We start from the raw sequence: 17,307 nt of genomic DNA, 5'->3' as shown, positions 1-17,307 counted from the left end.
TTCAATCTCGCTCCATAAATGTGTAGTTGTTGATTCTATTTGCTACAGGTACGTCAACTTCACCAGGGGTCTTATACTTGTGCTTACTTATTAGGAAGATAGATGCCCCAGACCTTGTGGTAATATTGTAAAATTCAAACCCAAATAGCAAGAACAACGGGTTAAAGTACAAGGCCTGAGACATAAATGTAAATATGAACAACACTCCATATACAAAGCCAAGTGTTTCCCAATTACCAACACTCAAAGCCACAAAAAAATAGCCGAGGTAGCTAGGTAGAAAGCTATTGTTTGCATGCTCAATACTGCTAACCTCACCCGGTTTAAACTCATCCCTGCCAAGGTATGAACTTAAGACTATGCTAAGCCCTGTCAATACTAGTGGTACCAGAAAGTAGCCTACATACGACAGAATATTTGGTATGGCGTCTAGATATACAGTCTTGGGAAAAAAGTGACTCAACGTATAAGTCTTCTGAACACAGAATATAATCACCAGCAATGATGTAGCGTTAAACGTCAGCAACAAACGGTACAGTGTGTTAATCATTCTCAGTCCTTAGATTATTATCGTTCAAGATACCCTACATCTAGCTTTTACTTCGCTATATCGAATGGCCTCTTGAGCTCTCACCTCAAGCCGTTATAACGCGTCGCGGTTTTCCACCAGCATTTTCAATATCAACCTGGCAAACCCATCTTTGACAGCAGGGTTCTCGAGCACTTCCATTGAGAGCTTTTCGTGGTCTTCCATCGAATCCACCACGCGGTCGATCAGCCTCTGTGGTAGCAGACCATGCATCACCTCTTTTTCGGAATGCTTGTTTACCTGGGCCATGACGTCGGCGTCTTCGCGCAAGCGTCCGGCGATCCCTTCGGCGTAGCGAAGTTTGTGCTCGTCCCCTACCTCTGCGCCAAATAAATCGTTCAAGGCGTCGATGATTTCCTGCAGCTTTTTCTTTTCCGGATCATGGGGCTTAGCACTACCAACCGCTTTCACTGAACTGAGGTAGCCGCCATCTTCTTCACCCAGCTGCAACGCTTTTTCCGCTTTTTTGGTAGTGCGGTAATGCGTCAGTGTCATACCGGATATATCAACATCATCTTCATCGTCTAAACGCTCGATACTTAAGAGCGGGAGTAAGCTCTTGGCATACACACACAGGGATTCAAGCTCGTGGTCGTTGTAAGGTGTAATTTGGGATAGAAACTCATACATCCGCACGTAGCTGTTGAGATTCTTTTTGAATAGATCGAGCTGGTCGATCATTTCACCGGCGGCTTTTACTGAATCGTCCGCTTTATTGATGCTGAACTTGTCTTCTGACGCTCGCGCCTGGGTCAGCATATCCTTGGCTTGCTTTAGCGTGTCGCGAGCGTGGCGGTAACGCGCCGCAAAACGCTCTTTTGCCGGTGCAGTGTAATAGCTTAATTTACTCGCCGGAGCTTTAGGGTCATAAAAAGCCTCGGCAAACTTCTCGACTTCTGACCATTCGTAGATCTGCTCTTCATCCAGTTTGCTCATGATGTCGAACAAGATATGTGGATCCGTCACGCCATCCAGCTCTGCGGTGGTGTAATAGGGCTTGAACGATTCCAGTATGTCTTCTTCGCTGTTGAAAAAGTCGAGCACGAAGGTTTGGTCTTTACCAGGAAAGGTGCGATTTAAGCGCGACAGCGTTTGTACACACTCCACACTTTGTAATTTTTTATCGACGTACATGGCACACAGCTTCGGCTGGTCAAAGCCGGTCTGGTACTTGTTGGCAACAATCATCACGTTAAAGTCGTCGGAATCGAGCGCTGTATCGTGCTTGCGGTTATTCAAACCCGGGTTTAATTGACCATCGTATTCGGTCACGTTCTCGGGAATGTAATCATCAGCAGGCACCTCGCCAGAAAACGCCACCAGTGCATGCACATCTTGATAGCCTTTATCAATAATGTACTGGGTCATGGCCAGTTGATAGCGCACCGCTTCTTGACGGCTGGCGGTAACAACCATGGCTTTCGCTTGGCCATTGAGTAAATGGCGGACGTTTTCGCGAAAATGCTCTACGATGATTTCCACCCGCTGATTGATGTTGTACGGATGCAGTCGCACCCACTTAGCCAGCTTAATCCGCGCCTTTTTGCTATCGACTTCTTTGTCTTCACCTTCAGGGTGTGCAATTTTCCAGGCGGTGGCGTAGGTGGTGTAGTTCTTAAGCACATCAAGGATGAAGCCTTCTTCAATCGCTTGGCGCATAGAGTACACATGAAACGGCTTGGGTTTGTTGTCATCGCTAATCAGCGCATGCGGATCATCGGGACGACCGAAGAGCTCAAGCGTTTTGCCTTTTGGGGTCGCCGTAAACGCATAGTAACTGATGCGCTCGTTCGGCATCCGCGCTTGAACAGCGGCATCTAACAGCTCTTCAGCGCTCACTTCATCGCCTTCGGGGCGTTCCGAGCCTAGCAGGGCTTTGAGCTTACTGGCTGATGAGCCGGTTTGTGACGAGTGCGCTTCGTCGGCAATAATCGCGTAGTTTCCCGCTTTCAACGCCGGGTGTTTATCAATGGCATCGTACAAAGCAGGGAAGGTCTGGATGGTCACCACGATAATCCGTACTTGCTCTTGCAGCGCCTCGGCCAGTTGCTCCGATTTGCTTTTATTTCCCACATCACGGGTGATGGCACGCACTACCCCATCGGCATGTTCAAACTGACGGATGGTGTTTTGTAACTGTGAATCGAGCACAGTACGGTCGGTCACTACCACAATGGAGTTAAATAGCTTAGTGCCATCGGCCGCGTACAGTGACGAGAGCTGATGCGCCGTCCAGGCAATGGAGTTTGATTTACCTGAGCCAGCACTGTGTTGAATCAGATATTTACTGCCCGGGCCTTCCCCGCATGTGGTCTCAATCAATTGATTGACCACATCCCACTGATGATAGCGGGGGAATATCAGGGTTTCTTTTTTGTCGATGCGTCCGTCGAAGTTTTCTTTTTCTTCCACTTCCAGATGCATAAAACGGCCAATGACGTTTAACCAAGCGTCTTTGTTAAATAACCGCTCCCACAGATAGCTGGTGGCGTAACGGTTTTCCGACGCCGGTTGCGGATTACCGGCTCCGCCGTCTTCGGTACCTAAGTTAAACGGCAGAAAGAAGGTCTCTTTCCCGGCTAACTTGGTGGTCATCGCCACTTGGTCTTGGCTCACCGCAAAGTGCACCAAGGCACCGCGTTTAAAGGTTAATAATGGCTCTGGCTTGCGGGAAAGCGGATCTTTTACTGGGCGATCGTTTTTATACTGGCGTTTGGCGTGCTCCACGGTCTGCTTAAACTCGCTTTTAAGCTCCATGGTGGCGGTGGGAATGCCATTGACAAAAAACACCAGGTCGATGCGTGGGTTATAGCTCCCCTCTCGGGCATGGGGCGAGTAAGAAACCTCCTCGACCACCCTTAAACGGTTAGCTTGATAACGGCGCTCGGTATCCGGATTCATGCCATGATCGGGGCGAAAAGCACAGACTTTAATGGTGCCGCCAATCGCTTTAAAGCCGTGGCGCAACACATGTAGCGCGCCGTTACGAGTCATGCCTTTTACCGCCGCGTGGACCAAGAGTTTTTCCGGGTCACCCGGGTTAGATTTGCAAAAGCGCGCCCAACGGTCAGGGTAGGCGTCTTTCACAAAGCCGATTAAGTCTTCGGTATACACCGCGTTGGCTTTATCGTAATTGGCTGCCGAGCCAATCAACCAGCCCTCTTTTTCTAGGCTGTTCAATATGTCCGTCTGAAACTGACGCTCTTTGGTATCAGCCATCCTGCCTCTCCATTTGCACTGCCGCATTTGAATCGATTAAGTCAGCACCTTCAGGCGGTTGCCAGTCACGGACATCAATTTTACCGGTCACAGCGGCTGAGATTAGAGCAGAGCGGCGTTCTTTGAGTGTTTCGCTTAACGTCTTTGACTCAGTTTCGAGTGAGCTTAATTTAAGTATTGCCTCATTAACCGTTTTAACAAGCTCTACTTGTTCTTCTAGTGGGGGAACAACTATTGGAATTTTTGCTACGTAGGAAGCGTTCAAATTCATTTGACTAGTCTCGTTCCCAACATCTCGAATAAAGGAGTACGCAAACTTCAAATATAACTCAAGAAACTCAACCTTAAGCTTCTGATTGACCGTTATGGCAGCACAGGCTTGATTGAAAGTAGCGTGAACGCCAAGTATTGCTACACGCCCTCTAGTAACTCCTTGTCCATACATTGCCATGAGTAGGGTTCCTGGAGGCGCTAAGCGGACCGAAGATTCTTTAGTTGCTAATAGGGTAATAGACTCTTCGGAATTAAATATCGTTTGATAGTTTACTTCGCCAGTTTTTATCCAGGGGATATCTCCGCCCCAATACTCAGGATTGCTTCTGTCAGGAGTAGAGCCGGTTTCAATACGTGAGTAATATCCTAGTGAGCCACAAAGCCAATGCTCCGGCACTTCGCCCAGCCACTCCACCCCTGAGTCTTTCATCGGTGCGTCTGGGTTTAGCCCTTTGGTCACCGCATGGCTGATCACCGCCTGGCGCTTTTCTTTAAGCAGCTCAATCAGCCGCTTTTGCTCGTCAATCAACGCATCGATTTTGGCGGTTTCGTAGTCGAGGAACTGGGCGATTTTTTGTTGTTCATTATTTGGTGGAGCGGGGAACGGGAAAGATTTTAACTCATCTGAGGATAACTCTAAAAAAGTAGTCCCCCTCCCTCGAAGGTTTAGTTGTTCTTTAGCTTCTCTTAAAAAATAATATGCATATTTGGTATTCGCTCTGATTGGTATTAGAGCTTTACACCCTTGGTTAGTACACATGACCTTTGCAGTGATGCCTAAACTACCAATAGGTGCTCTAGTTGATAATATAATTGAATCTTTAGGTACAAGTTCAGCCCCGCAGGAGCCTAGTCCCGAGTCAGTTATACGTCGCGATGAATCAGCAATATAAACGCTATTTAGCTGACTAAGATCGGCTGGCGTTATCCAATCAATGTTACCATTCCAATAACTGCTGACAGAGGAGGAAGGCGTTGACCCTGAGATAATTTTGAATAGCCTCTTAACCTTAGTTAAGTTCCAGCTCGAAGGAATGTAACCAATCCATTTATATCCAGTTGGTTTAGTCGGTCGAATACTATTTAGGCTCATGCCGACAGCTCCTCAATCATCCGTTTGAGATTTTCGAGACAATGAGCAGGCAACGGACCTACAATTAAACTATGGCAACTGGCCGTTTTGGGATATTGCTCTAACATCATATCGCTCCCTCTACTCACTAAAATAATCCGAGTTTAACTGCTTGACTTCAAACACCTGTCCGGTAGACACGCCAAAGTCGATCATCAGAGCCTTCAGCCGCTTACAAATAAAGCGCAGCGTGTAGGCCTGCTGGTCGGCGACGACTTTGAGTAAAGGTAGTAAAAGGCTTTGGTAGTCGGGGATGGTCATTGTGCGTTAGCCTCCTTCCATAGTTCGAGACTTTGCCAGTTGGCCGGAAAGCCCATCGCCTTTGGATCGATATTGTGCTGCTCTACCAGTTTCAACAAGCGTTGGGTCCAGGTAGAACCAGGGCTTATCTGGCGCATAAAGTGGTGGCAAATCACCAGAGTATTGTAAATACGCCTAGGCTGCTCCAGGTTGCAACTGGCTTTAAGTCTCTGAGGTTTTTTCGGCGGCTTTGTGGTCACCGTTAATTTGCGGTTCCAGACGCGGCTGTGATGGGCGCACAGATTTCTGACATAGGCCAGGTGGCGAATAAAGCTTTTTAATACCTGTTCATTCAGTTGATAGTTTAAGGCTACATCGGCCCGGTCACTGGGTTTTAAGTTGGTGATCCAGCGTGACAACATGCCCAGGGACATAACCTCCACCACGCTCCATACAGGTGGCATTTGTGGCTCAGTGTATTTGGCCTTGTAATGGGTAATAAAAAGCTCATCGGAACGCTCAATTTCACGGGCCAGTTTACTCAGATTGGATTGGTGCCAGTCGGCGCGATGGCAATGGCCTGAGTCTAAATAAGAATGTGCGCCGTATTTGCTAGCCAGAACATAAGCCCAGGTGGCACGCACCGATATCTCAATACGTTCAATGGCATCGAGCAGCAACAACCTAAGTTCGCGGTCAAACACATAAAGATTAAGCACGTCTTCAAAGCGCGCGTCAGGTTTAAAACGATGCGAGGCATGGTCTTGCTCAAAAGGCAGCCAGTAGCCGCTGAGACGATAATAGTTTAAGTGTTTAAGGTAATGCTCAGCTTGTTGCTCATCATCAATGACTAGCCCTCGAGCTTTAAGCTGGCTAATTTGCTCTTGGTAGGACAGTGGCGGTTTATTAAACTGCATAGCCGCCCCGCAGAAAAAAGTAACCCACCAGTTTGAGGGTACGCCGAAGCGCATAGCCTTGGTGGGTTTTGTTAATGCTGAGTATAGTGTTACTGAAACGGTTTTTCAATGCTGAAAAAGTCGCCATCACGCCGACAACTCCTCAATCATCTGCTTGATCTTATCCGTGCATAGCTTGAGATCTGCGTCAATCTCCTCGAGCGGACGAGGCGGCTCAAAAACGTAAAAGTGGCGGTTGAATGGAATTTCAAAGCCCACGAGACCCACTTCGCCGTCTTGCTCGTCGCGCTTACTCTCATCTATCCAAGCGTCGGGCACATGCGGTTTCACTTCACGCGTAAAGTAATCGTCGATGTTCTCTGTCAAAGGCACGTTTTCGTAGTCACGTAAGCTGGTGTCCGCTTCTACATTGCCTTTTTTATCGGTGCAGATATCCGCATCACTGTCACGTTCACTTAACGCATTCAGCACGGCTTTGAGTTGTGCGGCGGTGAACTTGATGCCACTGGCTTTGAGCTGGGCGTTCAACGCTTTTATGAAGTCATCACGGTTGGTAAACAGGGTATCGGCGTCAATGTGCTGAATCGCCAGCTTGAGTTGGTCAAGCACTTCAGTATTAAGCTTTTGTAGCGTCTTTTCATCATCTAACCGGGCGATACGTGCTTCACTGGCCTGGAAGTTAAGCCGTAATGGACGCTCGATGGTGATGCGACGATAACCGAATGCCTCGTTAGGGAACACTTTGCTGTTTTGGGTTTCTTCCATCGTGCCGTATAAACGCACCAATTCGTTGATGTTCTCTTCGGTCAGGTATTTACGCTTGCTACCAAGTGATTTGCGCATTTTGGCAAAGGCTTCACTGCCGTCAATGAGTTGCAGCTTGCCCTTACGCTCAGGCTTTTTGTCGTTAGATAAGATCCAAATATAGGTACTGATGCCTGTGTTAAAGAACATGTCTGTCGGCAACGCAACAATCGCTTCGACCAAATCGTTTTGCAGCAAGTAGCGACGAATTTCAGATTCACCACTGCCTGCTGAGCCGGTAAATAAGGGGCTGCCGTTTAAGACAATCCCAATGCGGGAGCCACCTTCACGCGGATCGCGCATTTTACTGACCAAGTGCAGCAAAAACAGCAGTGAGCCATCAGAGACACGCGGTAAACCGGGGCCAAAGCGCCCATCAAAGCCTTTATTGTTATGCTCGTCGTTCACCACGCGCTGCGAGCCTTTCCAGTCCACCCCAAACGGTGGGTTGGACAGCATGTACTTAAACCTTTCATGCCCCAGCTGATCACTCGACAAGGTGTTACCAAGCTTGATGTTCTCAACCTGTTGGCCTTTGATCATCATATCTGCCATGCAAATCGCGTAAGACTCTGGGTTGAGCTCTTGACCAAACAATCTCACCGTCACTTGGTCACTAATTGACTGCACGTACTCTTCCGCTTCCGATAAGAATCCACCCGTGCCTGCCGTTGGGTCATAGATGGTGATAATGCTGTTGGGCGAAAGGACCTCTTCCTGGCCGGTCATTAACAATGAGGTGGCCGCATGCACACAGTCACGCGGGGTAAAGTGCTCACCGGCAGTTTCGTTGGAGCTTTCAGCAAACTTGCGGATCAGCTCTTCAAAGATGAGCCCCATGCCATAGTTGGAGATGCTATCGGTTGATAAGTCGATTTTAGTGCCAAATTGCTGAGTGACCTGATAGAGCAGATCGGCCTCGGCCAATTTCAGCACAAACTCTTCAAAGTTGAAGTGCTCGAATATTTCACGGGCAGACTGGCTGAACGACTGCACGTAAGAGATTAAATCTTCCGCTGTTTGGGTATCGGATAAGGTCGCGAGCGATAACGGGGAGGCGTTGAAAAACTGATGACCCGACGCCTTTAATAGCAACACCTCTCGTGTGGTATCCGGTTTGTTTTGGTGTTGCTGCGCCGCTTCTAGCACCTTTTGTTTATTGGGCGCTAACACGCACTCTAAGCGACGTAAGAGGGTAAAAGGCAGGATCACCCGCCCATACTGAGATTGTTTGAAATGGCCGCGTAAAAGGTCGGCCACCGACCAGATAAAGGAAGCGGTTTGAGAGTAGTTTTCAGTATTCACAGCATACCCTATTGATTATTTTGCGATTCTTAAATTGCCGTCATTATGCCACGGATGAATCCCATGTCACGGCTAGTAGGTTTATCTTGAGGAGGTCGTCAGGTGGCTGGGTTCACCAGAGGCGTTTGCCGGGGGCGTTTTGTGTCAGTGATTGCGCGATACCGATAGCATAAAGTGAACAAGCATTTACAGTGCTTACTCTAGTTCGGCTAGGGTATGCATTCCCACGCCGGAGCGTGGGAACGAGTGGTGCATCGGCTACAGTATGCATTCCCACGCCGGAGCGTGGGAACGAGCGGTGCATCGGCCACGGTATGTATTCTCACGCCGGAGCGTGGGAACGAGTGGTGCGTCGGCTAGGGTATGCATTCCCACGCAGGAGCGTGGGAACAAGTGGTGCGTCGGCTTCGGTATGCATTCCCACGCAGGAGCGTGGGAACGAGTGGTACATCGGCCACGGTATGTATTCCGACGCGGGAGCGTGGGAACGAGTGGTGCATCGGCTGTGGTATGCATTCCCACGCCGGCGCGTGGGAACGAGTGGTACATCGGCTACAGTATGCATTCCCATGCGGGAGCGAGGGAACGAGTGGTGCATCGGCTACGGTATGCATTACCGCTCGGGAGCGTGGGAACGAGTGGTGCATCGGCTTCAGTATGTATTCCCACGCCGGCGCGTGGGAACGAGTTAAACCCTTAACCCCTCAACTGCGAAAACTTGATGATCTCGTGGGACTGCTCAAGGGTTTGCGCGAGGTGTTGGATGTGCGCGGGGGTGATTTCGCAGCAGCCGCCGACCACCAGGGCGCCGTCGGCAATCCATTGTTGTACACGTTCGGTGTGGACTAAGGGTGAGAGATCTTCACGCGCTTCTAGGGCATCGGCTTTGCTGCCTTTGGCCATGTCTTCTACCGATTTAAAGGCGTTGGCATAGCCACCGACAATGTTAGCTTGGGTCGCCATTTGCGGCATGGCGGTGGTCAGCACGGCAGGATCGCAACAGTTTAGCATCACCGCGGTTGGGGCATACTCGGCCACGGCGTGCATCGCTTGTTCAAGTGACTCGCCCGAGCGCAAGGTGCCTGCTGCCTCTAACCGAAACGCGACGCCATAGGGTTTGCCTTGCTCTTGGGCCGCAGCACAGGCCGCGCGCGCTTCGAGGGTGTTGGTCATGGTTTCGATTAAAAACACTTCCACATGAGGCTGCAAGCGGGCAATGTGCAAAAACTCGGCTTTCATGTCATCAAAGCTGCGTTGCGGCTGGCCGAGGTAGCTGCCCACCAGCGGTGGCAAACAACCGGCAATATCGACATCGGCGCCTGTCTCATCCACGGCTTGCTCTAGCGCTTCGAAGGCTTTTTGATAAATGGTGTTGATTTTATCGCTCAACCCCGCTTTGGCCAGACGTGTGGGTGTCGCAGGATAGGTATTTAGGGTATGTGTTTTCGCGCCGGCACGAATAAAATCTTTGTGCACGTCTTTGACAATATTGGCATGTTTTAACATCACCGCGACCGACCAAAGCTTAGAGCTCACATCGGGGCCACGTTGATAAATTTCTTGCCCTAGGCCACCATCGAGTAGTGCAATCGACGTCATGGTTACTTCAGCCTCCTTCGGCCATCTTTCCTTGGTTTGACTTGAGATTACCATGAGCTCGTCGATTTAACACCCCGTTGTTACGCCACCTCTTCACTCCCTTCTATTGCGAGATGTTCAAGCTTATCGATCACCGTCATGCTGGCGTTTTCCATCTCTTTTAATGCGGTGACCATTTGATCCGGTTGTTGAGCATGAAACGCTGCCACCGCAGCCTTGGCATGGGTGTGCACTTGCTCGTGAGGCCCGGAAATGGCTTTAAACGTTTGCAACTGACCAAAATATTGCTGCCCTTCACCATGGTTATACCACTGGCCGAGTCGGCATTGGGTGTGATCGGTGACATCGTCCGCCATCATGCTGTCTTCGCCCAATACCACGCGGTATATCGCAAATTTAAAGCTGATATGGTCAAGTTTTGCCAGTTCACAAAAGGCGCGCAGTGCAGAGGCTTTAATGGTGGTGCGGCTGTGCTGTGCTTGCTCACTTTGGGTGGCCATGGCATCGGCAACCTGTTGGCCTTGTTCGCTGTATTGAATGGCTTCAGTGGCAAGGGTATCGGTGAGCGTACACGCATGGCTGCTGCCCGCACGAATTTTTTCCACCAGCTGGGTAATATCTTGGGTGGCAGTGGACGTGCGCTCGGCAAGGTTGCGTACTTCATCAGCAACCACCGCAAACCCTCGGCCCTGCTCGCCGGCGCGTGCCGCTTCAATGGCTGCGTTTAACGCCAGCAGGTTGGTTTGATCGGCGACATCGCGAATTAAATTGACAATGCCACTCACCTCTTGGGCATGTTGATCGAGCGAACGAATCGCTTCCGACGATTGCTGACATTGCGAAGATAACGACTGCACATGGCGCGCAAGGTCATTGACTTGCTCGGCACATGATGCCGCTTGGTGGCTCACTTCGGTCACACGCTCTTTTTCACCGTTAATGGTGTCCGCCAAGGTGGCCAGAGAGGATTGGGTGGCGTTAATCGAATCACCAAAGTGGCATAAGTTGGCGTCGATCGCTTTGCCGGTTTGGCGTTTTTTCGCGACGGTATCCAGCTCTGCCTGCAATGCGCCTTTCTCTGTATTCAGCGCGTCGATAGTATGATTAATTTGCTCAATTTTTTGCTGCAGAGCAACCTGCTTTTGCTGCTCTTGTTCAAGTTGACGCCGAGATATAAACACGCTGACTCCTAATGACGTAATTAAGCTTTTTATAATATTTTAACGCTTTAAATTGGCTTTGTAGGATTATCCAAGCAAAGTGTGATCGCATTGACGCCAAGCGCCTGATTTACACTGTAAACCTGACGCAAATCACTTCATACTGCGATCACTGAAGTGAATGAGCGAAAATTTATGACCTTTTGGTTGCTTTTTAAACGTTGGATTATCAGCCGCTTCGCCCATTTGAACGGGCGTATGCTCGGCTTGGTGGTACTCGCCTATGGCGTGATTGGCTGGCTACTTTTATATGGAGCGGGCGAGACCGCGATGACCCAGTCGCTGAGCCGCTATGTGTATTACTTGATTGTGACGGCCTCGACCGTTGGCTACGGCGATTATTCCCCCGTTACTGAGTGGGGGCAATGGATCACGTCTTTTTGGATTATTCCCGGCGGCTTAGGGTTGTTTGCGGTGGTGATTGGGCATGTCACCGGATCACTGGTGGATTATTGGCGACGCGGGTTACAAGGAAAACGGAGTATTAGTGTGAAAAATCATCTTCTTATCTTAGGCTGGAACGGACAACGTACGATACAGCTTATTCGTTTATTGCAAAGCGGAGTGCATGGTGAGCGCCCGATTGTGCTTTGTGCGCGCGCAGAAATCGAAAACCCACTGCCTGGTGAGGTGGAATTTGTGCGCGTGGCAAGTTTTACCGATGCTGAAGGCATTGCCCGCGCCAAGGTCGAGCATGCCTCGAGTATTATTATTGATAACCCAGAAGATGATATTACTTTGTCAGCGGCTCTGTTCTGCGCACATAAAAATCTGTCAGCGCATTTATTGGCGTATTTTCAAGATGATGCGATAAGCCAAATCCTCAAACAGCACTACCCGCATGCGGAATGTGTGCCGTCGGTGTCGGTCGAAATGCTAGCAAAAGCGGCGGTGGATCCCGGTTCAAGTCAGTTGCATCATGAGCTTTTGAGCACGTCACAAGGGATGACGCAATACTGTGCCCGTTATCCGAGTAACGCAACAGAAATCGATACCGGCGATCTCTTTGGTCAGCTCAAGCAAGAATATGACGCCACCTTAATTGGGATCGACCAAGGCCAAGGTATTATCTTAAACCCGCCAGTGGGGACAAAAGTATTGCCGGGCGACCGTCTTTTTTATATCGCCGCCCAGCGCTTGCCACATTGGTCCGCCGCGTAAGCACGCTATCTAATCAAAGTGCATTATTTAACGAGAGCGTGCGATTCAACCAACGCATGCTTGGATAAATAAACACTCTCATCAGCGGGGTAGGCGAAAAAATGATGTACCGGCCCTGCCCCTCTTCCAACGATTAACTGTTGGCTATGCGCTAAGGCGTCAGTGAGATAACGCTTAGCCGCTCGCCCGGCGTCGATGGGTGTCAGTCCCTGCGCATAAAACGAGGCAATCGCCGCCGACAGTGAACAGCCTGTGCCATGGGTGTTAGGCGTTTCAATGCGGCGTGCACTCAGGGTTTGACACGTATCTCGGCTAATCCACACATCCAGACTCTCTGGCGCATGATGCAAGTGCCCACCTTTTAGCATCACATACGGACATCCGAGCTTGCGCAGTGCCGGCACTAAGGCGTACATCTCTTCGGTGGTTGTCGGAACAGGACACCCGGTTAAACGCGCGGCCTCTGGCAAGTTGGGGGTTAAAATGGTCGCGCGCGGGATCAATGTATTGATCAGTGCATCCATGGCGTCATCATCTAATAACGGATCGCCGCTGGTGGCGATCATGACCGGATCGAGCACGACTGGTAAGTGCGGGGAGCGCGCGAGCACAGCAGCTACTTCGCGAATAATCGCTTGGTTGGCGAGCATGCCGATTTTCACGGCACGTACCGGCATGTCGTATAACACAGCATTCAGTTGCGCGCGAACAAACGCTGGGTCGACCGGCGAAACGGCCTCAACGCCACAGGTATTTTGTGCAGTTAAGGCGGTGATCGCCGAGCAGGCATAGCCGCCCGTGGCTGAAATCGCTTTAATATCGGCTTGAATACCAGCCCCCCCACCGCTGTCTGAGCCGGCGATGGTGAGAATAACAGGTGGTGATTGGTTCATATTGGCCCCTTAATCATGAGGGGCGGAAGGAGACAAAACCACGCACGATGGCGCGACCTTGTGTGCTGAGCACGTCAGTTCCCTCCGCCAGTGCTAACTGGATCAGGTTCTACGGGTCCTGCTTTCGCAGTCTCAGCAATTGCTTGCTCCCCGACTAACACGGTCAGAATATAAACCTTAGTGATAAAGCGCAAGTATGATGGCGCTAATTGCGCGTTTAGGCCATCTCATTACTGTTGCTGGTTGCATTGCTATTGTTCGTTGCGTTGCTATTAATGGTCGCGTTGCCTTGGTTGGCGGTTTTAAGCAGTTGTTCAAATCCTTCTTGGATTAGGGGCCGTGCGTATAAAAAGCCCTGCACTTGGTCGCAGCCAATGGTTTGTAGCACATACTGCTGGTCCTCTTTTTCGACGCCCTCGGCGACCACACCATGACCAAAACCATGGGCCAAATCAATCACGCTACCCACCAAGTGCTTATCACTGGCGTTGGTAGCCAAGTCTTGGATAAAGCTGCGATCAAGTTTGACCCAATCGACCGGTAACTGTTTAAGGTAACTGAGCGAGCTGTAGCCGGTGCCAAAGTCATCGAGGGCAATATGCATGCCTGCATCTCGCAATTGTTGTAGCTCTTTCAGTGCCACCGACATGTGCTGGATCAGTGCTGATTCTGTGACCTCTAATTGAATCAGATGCAAAGGGACATCAACTGCCTGGCACCGAGCTAAGACGCTGTCAGCAAAGCCGGGGCGAAACTGCTGGGCAGAAACATTGACTGACAGGTGAAAGCTATCGTTGATCAGTTTATTTTTTCGCCAACATTCAACCGCGGCTAAGGCCATCACCAGTACGTGGTCGCCCAGTTGGATCATGTCTGCGCTGCGTTCGGCGATGGGGATAAATTCCGCCGGACTGATGGCCCCAAGGGTCGGATGCTGCCAACGCAACAGCGCTTCCGCGCCTATCATCAAACCGCCGTCTAATCGCCATTTGGGTTGATACACCAGTGATAATTGTCCGCTTTGTAGTGCTGGCCCTAATTCGGTGCGAATCAAATGCGCGCGCTGAGCTTGGCTGTCAAGCTCAGGCTGATATTCGCCGATAAGTTGGTCATCCGTCGGAATCGCTAAAATGGCTTGACGAAACAGTTGCGCCACATCTTGTGTCTCAAGCTCCGTGCGGCTGATACCAATGTGGCAACGTAAAAACATTAAACGCCCATCGAGCGTGTGATGTCCGCTGATCAACCGATTGATGCGCGCGGCTTTTTCTACGGCATTGTTATCGTGTTCTTCAATCAGCATCACCAGTCGTGTGCTATCCCAAACGCCAATGCGATGTGGGCGCGCCACTGTACTATTGGCTAGCAGATTAGCCACTTGTTTGTATAGTGCCTCTGTCATTAAATGGCCTTGGTGTTTGGTCACCGCTTCCATGCCATCTAAGGCAATCATCATCACAGTCACCGGCCCTTTGCTCAGCTGGCGCTCAGCGGCATCTAATAATGCGCGACGATTTGGTAGCCCGGTTAACGGATGGGTCAAAGAAAGCGCGCGTAAAGCCGCCGTTTGTTTGTTAACCAGCATTTGCAGCCGTGCCGCTTGATCGCGCTCTTTACGGGTTTTCAATTGCAGATGCAAAAGGTTTTGAATCCGTTGCAACACCTCATCGTGATCAAAGGGTTTGCTGATGTAATCAATCGCGCCACGGCATAACGCTTGGTTACGCAAATTCAGGTCATTATCTGCGGTGAGTACCATCACGGGCGGGCAATGCTCATCTAAAGCGTCATTAAGATCATCCAGCACCAGTAAGCCAGAGCGCTGCGGCATCCGCATATCGAGTAAAATCAGGTCGGGAACGGGGGAGAGAGCATCGGTAACAAGGCGAGGATCGGTGAGTCCATTCAGCTGTTGATAACCGGCTTGCTTGAGCATGGTAGACAGTAAGTGAATGTTTTCCGGTCGATCATCAATGATCAGTATATGTGCTTGTGACGGATCCTTTGTCATAGCCTCTCCTCTAATAATAATTGTATGGCCTCAGCCAAGTCCGCTGACGAGAGCGGCAGCGATAAACGTCGTAATGTCGGTTTGTTATGCGGTTCGTCGCATGGGTTGTCAGTCAGAACAATGAGTGGTTTGTCGCCAAATAGTGCTTGTATTTGTTCGGACGTTGCCGCAACGCTATCAGCCGCCATAATGACTAACGATGGCGGAGACGCGAGCGCAACAGCCTCAGCCAGTGACAGCCCATGCGCATGATAGAGTGTCAACATTGGCCAATCTTCAAAGCAATCGGTCATCAGGCGCTGGCGGGCACTGTTATTATCAATATAGAGCACGCGATGCGGCTGGCTCACGCGGAGACACGTACAACCTTGATCGTCAGGTCGCGTCGACGCTCGGTAAGGGAACGTTACTGCAAAACAACTGCCCTTGCCTGGCTGGCTTTTTACTGACATCTCGCCTTGCATTTGCACAACCAATTGATGGCTCACCGCTAACCCCACACCTGCCCCTTCAATCTGTGATTGTTCGGCGGCCAAGCGGTTAAAAGGCTCAAAAAGATGGTTTAACCGATTTTCAGCGATGCCGATCCCGGTATCTGATACAGAGATCGTCAAGGTTGACGATGGATGACTGGCTTCAACCCATACTCGCCCCTGAGGATGGTTATATTTAATCGCGTTGCTGAGTAAATTGATCAACACTTGTTTGAAACGGGTTGGATCCACATATAGGTCGCCACTCAGATCCGCGGGTAGGCACTCATCTAACTCAACGTGCTGTTGCTGTGCGAGCGGGAGTAGTGTTCGAACGGCATCACTGACAAGGGCGCGAACCGGATACCAGGTGACATTGACCACCGTTTTTCCTGCCTCAAGTTTGGCAAGATCCAGCACATCATTAATTAAGGTGAGTAAGTGGCGACCACTTTGGTGAATTTGATCAACATATTGCCGTTGCGTCTCCGTCAAGCGAGGAGAAGAGGATCGTTGTAGTAGTTGCGCATAACCGAGCACACTGTTTAAAGGCGTGCGCAGCTCATGACTCATGGCAGAGAGAAAATCACTTTTGGCTTGATTGGCGCGTTCTGCCTCGTGCTTCGCTTGCAGCAATGGTGTGGCATCATACCCAACAGTCACGATGGCGTAAGGCTCTCCCTCTACGTGGCGAATAAGCGTTTTAGCGAGCTTAAAAGTCCGACCATCTCTTAATGTCACATCGACATGAACGGGTTCACCATCGAGCGTCAGTTGGTGATCAAGCGCATTGAGGGTTTCGCGCATTCCCTCAGGCAAGGCACCATGAATTGCCTCAGCAAGCTGTTCAACATGCTCGACATTTAATGCTTGTAGGCAGGCGTAATTTGCAAGCGAATATTGTCCGCCCAGCTCTCGGACAAAAACAGGATTGGCGATCGCATTAATAATGGTTTTGAGTTGATTGCGTTCGTGTTTAATACGCGTCTGAGCCTGAGTCAGCGCGCGCATATCAGACATAATGCCAATAAACTCTCGCCGGTCTTCAACCCACACTTCACTGACCGCAAGATGAATGGGTACCACATGCCCCGCTTGATGCCGTGCCTCAACCCGCCGGCCGGTACCGATAATGTTTGCCTGGCCTGTTGTTATATATTGCCGTAAATAATGGTCATGCTTTCCTTGGTGCTCCGGCGGCATTAAACAATCAACATTCTTTCCGATTAGCTGTTGCGGGTGATAACCCAATAATCGGTGGGTGAACGGGTTCGCATCTAAAATAATGCCGCGTTCATCAATCACCAAGATCGCGGCTGCCGCGCTGTCGACTAACGCTTGATAATGGGCTTGGGTCCCGCGTGTTCGGTTTGTGGTGATTGGTTCGCTGTCCATGCTCCCTGCCTTTGACCTATAAAAAACGCCCCATTGTGGGGCGTGTGACGGTCCGGCATGCATTGCCTATCCGTCG

At 50.3% G+C, this 17,307-nt stretch carries 12 protein-coding genes, 1 pseudogene and 1 riboswitch; of the genes and pseudogenes, 1 reads left to right on the top strand and 12 read right to left on the bottom strand.

The window, feature by feature from the left end:
* Position 1: 1 nt before the first annotated feature.
* The 9 genes and pseudogenes from BZG78_RS15580 to BZG78_RS15570 form a co-directional block, all read right to left on the bottom strand.
* Positions 2 to 547, bottom strand: a complete 546-nt coding sequence (locus tag BZG78_RS15580; RefSeq protein ID WP_242412985.1) for a hypothetical protein — start codon at positions 545 to 547, stop codon at positions 2 to 4.
* Positions 548 to 643: 96 nt separating this feature from the next.
* Complete coding sequence (locus tag BZG78_RS05355; protein WP_077660592.1) at positions 644 to 3,808, bottom strand: type I restriction endonuclease; 3,165 nt, start codon at positions 3,806 to 3,808, stop codon at positions 644 to 646.
* A complete protein-coding gene (locus tag BZG78_RS05350; RefSeq protein ID WP_077660591.1) occupies positions 3,801 to 5,174 on the bottom strand; it encodes a restriction endonuclease subunit S in 1,374 nt (457 codons plus the stop codon). Before BZG78_RS05350 ends, BZG78_RS05355 begins: the two co-directional genes overlap by 8 nt.
* A 120-nt stretch (positions 5,175 to 5,294) precedes the next feature.
* The gene (locus BZG78_RS05345; RefSeq protein WP_077660590.1) at positions 5,295 to 5,474 is read right to left on the bottom strand and encodes a hypothetical protein; all 180 of its coding nucleotides are present in this window, start codon (positions 5,472 to 5,474) and stop codon (positions 5,295 to 5,297) included.
* Positions 5,471 to 6,370, bottom strand: coding sequence for an Abi family protein (locus tag BZG78_RS05340; RefSeq protein WP_077660589.1), 900 nt, complete (start codon positions 6,368 to 6,370; stop codon positions 5,471 to 5,473). Before BZG78_RS05340 ends, BZG78_RS05345 begins: the two co-directional genes overlap by 4 nt.
* A 126-nt stretch (positions 6,371 to 6,496) precedes the next feature.
* Positions 6,497 to 8,479 carry a class I SAM-dependent DNA methyltransferase gene (locus tag BZG78_RS05335; RefSeq protein ID WP_077660588.1) on the bottom strand — a complete coding sequence of 661 codons (1,983 nt, stop codon included), beginning with the start codon at positions 8,477 to 8,479 and terminating at the stop codon, positions 6,497 to 6,499.
* Between the two features lie 696 nt (positions 8,480 to 9,175).
* Positions 9,176 to 10,078 (bottom strand): homocysteine S-methyltransferase family protein, encoded by a 903-nt coding sequence (locus tag BZG78_RS05330; protein WP_077660587.1) that lies wholly within the window; start codon positions 10,076 to 10,078, stop codon positions 9,176 to 9,178.
* Positions 10,079 to 10,158: 80 nt separating this feature from the next.
* Positions 10,159 to 10,485, bottom strand: coding sequence for a CZB domain-containing protein (locus BZG78_RS15575; RefSeq protein WP_277921242.1), 327 nt, complete (start codon positions 10,483 to 10,485; stop codon positions 10,159 to 10,161).
* Between the two features lie 63 nt (positions 10,486 to 10,548).
* Positions 10,549 to 10,935 (bottom strand): annotated as a pseudogene (locus BZG78_RS15570) (methyl-accepting chemotaxis protein); the annotation flags it as partial.
* Positions 10,936 to 11,433: 498 nt separating this feature from the next.
* On the opposite strand from BZG78_RS15570, the gene BZG78_RS05320 reads away from it, so the two are divergent.
* Positions 11,434 to 12,459, top strand: coding sequence for an ion channel (locus tag BZG78_RS05320; protein WP_077660585.1), 1,026 nt, complete (start codon positions 11,434 to 11,436; stop codon positions 12,457 to 12,459).
* A 23-nt stretch (positions 12,460 to 12,482) separates the two neighbouring features.
* Here the strand turns inward: BZG78_RS05320 and thiD are convergent, their stop codons facing one another.
* From thiD to BZG78_RS05305, 3 genes are all read right to left on the bottom strand, one after another.
* Positions 12,483 to 13,352: a bifunctional hydroxymethylpyrimidine kinase/phosphomethylpyrimidine kinase gene (gene thiD, locus BZG78_RS05315; RefSeq protein WP_077660584.1), complete on the bottom strand. Its 870-nt coding sequence runs from the start codon at positions 13,350 to 13,352 to the stop codon at positions 12,483 to 12,485.
* A 62-nt stretch (positions 13,353 to 13,414) separates the two neighbouring features.
* Positions 13,415 to 13,515, bottom strand: a riboswitch (TPP riboswitch).
* A gap of 54 nt (positions 13,516 to 13,569) precedes the next feature.
* Positions 13,570 to 15,363, bottom strand: coding sequence for an EAL domain-containing protein (locus BZG78_RS05310; protein ID WP_077660583.1), 1,794 nt, complete (start codon positions 15,361 to 15,363; stop codon positions 13,570 to 13,572).
* Positions 15,360 to 17,231 carry an ATP-binding protein gene (locus BZG78_RS05305; protein WP_199877165.1) on the bottom strand — a complete coding sequence of 624 codons (1,872 nt, stop codon included), beginning with the start codon at positions 17,229 to 17,231 and terminating at the stop codon, positions 15,360 to 15,362. The genes BZG78_RS05310 and BZG78_RS05305 overlap by 4 nt, the downstream gene beginning before the upstream one ends.
* Positions 17,232 to 17,307: the final 76 nt, after the last annotated feature.

It is taken from the genome of Salinivibrio sp. MA351 (genome assembly GCF_001996065.1).
In the GTDB taxonomy this organism is placed as follows: Bacteria; Pseudomonadota; Gammaproteobacteria; order Enterobacterales; family Vibrionaceae; genus Salinivibrio; species Salinivibrio costicola.
Note: the sequence above shows the minus strand (reverse complement) of the source record. Positions and strands in the feature narration are given on the sequence as shown.

Bases quoted from the DNA above. Each gene is read 5' to 3' on its own strand.
- BZG78_RS05305 (WP_199877165.1), bottom strand. From the start codon at position 17,231: ATGGACAGCGAACCAATCACCACAAACCGAACACGCGGGACCCAAGCC.
- BZG78_RS05355 (WP_077660592.1), bottom strand. From the start codon at position 3,808: ATGGCTGATACCAAAGAGCGTCAGTTTCAGACGGACATATTGAACAGC.
- BZG78_RS05340 (WP_077660589.1), bottom strand. From the start codon at position 6,370: ATGCAGTTTAATAAACCGCCACTGTCCTACCAAGAGCAAATTAGCCAG.
- BZG78_RS05310 (WP_077660583.1), bottom strand. From the start codon at position 15,363: ATGACAAAGGATCCGTCACAAGCACATATACTGATCATTGATGATCGA.
- BZG78_RS05345 (WP_077660590.1), bottom strand. From the start codon at position 5,474: ATGACCATCCCCGACTACCAAAGCCTTTTACTACCTTTACTCAAAGTC.
- BZG78_RS05330 (WP_077660587.1), bottom strand. From the start codon at position 10,078: ATGACGTCGATTGCACTACTCGATGGTGGCCTAGGGCAAGAAATTTAT.
- BZG78_RS05320 (WP_077660585.1), top strand. From the start codon at position 11,434: ATGACCTTTTGGTTGCTTTTTAAACGTTGGATTATCAGCCGCTTCGCC.
- BZG78_RS05350 (WP_077660591.1), bottom strand. From the start codon at position 5,174: ATGAGCCTAAATAGTATTCGACCGACTAAACCAACTGGATATAAATGG.
- thiD (WP_077660584.1), bottom strand. From the start codon at position 13,352: ATGAACCAATCACCACCTGTTATTCTCACCATCGCCGGCTCAGACAGC.